Raw genomic sequence first — 2,824 nt, forward strand, 5'->3', positions numbered from 1 at the left:
ATTGATTAAAAAAATAGAAAATAATGAATAATAAAACTTCTTTTTAAAAAAATAATGAAAAATTGATTAAAAAAATAGAAAATAATGAATAATAAAACTTCTTTTTAAAAAAATAAGGAAAAAATTGATTAAAAAAATAGAAAATAATATAATATCATAGAAATAGAAAAACTAGAAAAAAATAGAAATAAACAGAAATTATAATGAGAATCTATTCTAGTCCAAGAAGCTTTGCAGCATTCTTATAAAGAATCTTTTCTTCTTCTTCCTCACTTAAACCTATTTTCTTAAAATACTCCATTTCACTTTCTGATTCCCACATTGGAAAGTCAGTTCCCCACAATACATTATCAACACCATAGGCATAAATAAGTTCCTTAGCCTTTTCCGGCTCCAATGCATATAAACTGGAACTGATATCAACAATTAAATTAGGAGTTCCTGCCAATTCCTTAGTTGCATCTTCCCAAATACTCCAACCTGCAAAATGTGCACCGATTACTAAAAGATCAGGGAATTTTTCAAGAAATGGCTTTAGCTGTTCAGGATTTGAATAATTGTATCTGAAATCACCGCAATGAATCATTATAGGTAATCCTGCATTGCTTACACATTCACCTATTTCAAATGATTTTTCATCATTTAATGCAAATTGCTGGAAATCAGGATGGAGTTTAACTCCCTTAAGACCAAGTTCAATAAGATAATCCAAATCTCCTTGAATGTCTTCACTTTCAGGATGCAAGGTTCCAAAGCCTGTAAAAAGCCCAGGATGTTTATTAACCTCATAACTGATAAATTCATTAATGGATTTAACCTGTTTAGGAGTTGTTGCAACAGAATGGACCAAATAGTGAACTGCATTTACCTTTTCTCCATCTCTTATTAAATCATCTACAGTTCCATTCAAGGACATATGAAGATCGTAAAAGTCTCCAATCCCAACCACTGCCTTTGCAGCAATCTTATCCGGATAAATATGACAATGTGAATTAATTACCTTTTGCATTATTAATCGCCTGACTAAAATAGATTTTCCAATGAAAATCAAATAAAATTCAAATTTTAAATCAAATCCCATTTATCTTTTTATTGAAACTAAAAAAAATTCCTTAATAAAAAAATTTAAATCAAATCCCATTTATCTTTTTATTGAAACTAAAAAAGAATTCATTTATAAATCAAAAAAAGAATCATTATTCTCTAAAATGAATAAAAAGAATTATCCAACTTAAAAAGAGTTAAAAATTTTAATAAAAAGATAAATAAAAAAAGAAAAATATATAGATGACTTAGTCATCCATATCTTCAAATCTAGGTTCTAATTTTTCCATTACACCAGGTAAGGAAGTGTATTCCATTTCTTCAGATGGTAATCTGTGTGGTTCGAAAGGACCGTGTCTTCTGATGTAGGAAGCAATGTTTGCAGATTGTCTTCTGGTTTCATCGAATGCAGGGTCGTCGAATAAGTCAACAGGACCAATCAATTTTGCGTCTGCAACTTGGAAACCTAAACCAACTACTCTAGGAGGTCCGTCAAATCTGATTGGGTTAGCTTCTTCTTGACTGGTTGGCATCATAGGACCATTGTGGGAACCTCTCATCCATCCACTTACCATGTGAGGGAATGCAAATGGTTCTACACATTCACCATTAGCAGGGAACCCGGATTGTGCTCTTACAATAGCTACTGGGTCATCTTTACCAACATATTCACCAGCTAACATGTTTAATTTGTCAGTACTTACTGCAGCTGCGATTTCACCGTTTTTCTTAAATACTCTCTTGATTACGTATCTTCCGGTGGAACCGATTAATGCAAGCAAGTCATACATTTCTTCAGGACAGTCTAAAATAACTTTTTTGTGTTCCATTACATCAAATACTTCAAAACTGAATCCGTCGTGTAAACTTGGGTCGATTACAAGACCAGCAGTGTTGAATGGATCTGCAAAGATTCTGAAAATTGGTAAGTTGAATGCACCTGGTTCTGTTTTATCCATACAGTATACAATTACAGGGTCACTTCCCCTTTCTTCAAATTCCATTTCTGCACAGCCAGGACCCATACCTTTTACGTTTCCAGAGAAGGTATCTGATAATAAGTCTTGACCTGCACCGTATAATTTTAATTCTCTTGCAATATCAGTTGCTTGGATAAATGCATCATATGCAGTTTTGTGAACTTCTTCGTTTAATTCACCGTTTCTGTGAGTCATGATTAAATCAATATCATCCCCACAACGAGTAATATAATAATCTTCAAGAATTCCAGTTTCTAAAGCACCGGCCAATACTTCATCACATTTTTCCATTAATGCAGGATGAGAAACACAGTGACCAGAAACACTTCCAATATCCGCTTTGATTACACTAACAGTAGTTTTCATATTAAAACACCTCAGTAAATAAAATATTAAAATAAAAGTATAAAAATACCATTTATTTTATATCAACTATTATTTAGTTTTAATCCATAATATAAGAACAATAATTAACTATTATAGCAATTAACTATTAAAAAATAATTATTCATTAATAACTAATCGTTATAATAATTAATTACAATTAATAGTTAATATAAAATAATTAAATTATTAATCAAACTAAATAAATTTAAATAGAAATTAAATAAGGCTATTAAATTAATTTAATAATCAAATAATTGAATAATTGAATAATTAAAAAATTGAATAATTAAAAAATTAAATAATTAAAAAATTGAATAATTAAAAAAAATTAATTTTAATAACTTAAAACTTATTTAATTAATATTTAACATACATTAATATTTTTAGTTAATATGATATATAATAATTATGTT

The 2,824-nt window shown here is 29.2% G+C and carries 2 protein-coding genes; both read right to left on the minus strand.

Going from position 1 to position 2,824, the window contains the following annotated elements; all coding sequences use genetic code 11:
* Positions 1-211: 211 nt before the first annotated feature.
* Positions 212-1,009: an amidohydrolase family protein gene (locus tag Q0138_RS06650; RefSeq protein WP_297982355.1), complete on the minus strand. Its 798-nt coding sequence runs from the start codon at positions 1,007-1,009 to the stop codon at positions 212-214.
* Between the two features lie 283 nt (positions 1,010-1,292).
* A complete protein-coding gene (fbp, locus tag Q0138_RS06655; protein WP_297982360.1) occupies positions 1,293-2,390 on the minus strand; it encodes a fructose-1,6-bisphosphate aldolase/phosphatase in 1,098 nt (365 codons plus the stop codon).
* Between the last annotated feature and the right edge of the window lie 434 nt (positions 2,391-2,824).

The sequence above is a fragment of the uncultured Methanobrevibacter sp. genome (assembly GCF_937906425.1).
GTDB lineage: Archaea > Methanobacteriota > Methanobacteria > Methanobacteriales > Methanobacteriaceae > Methanobrevibacter.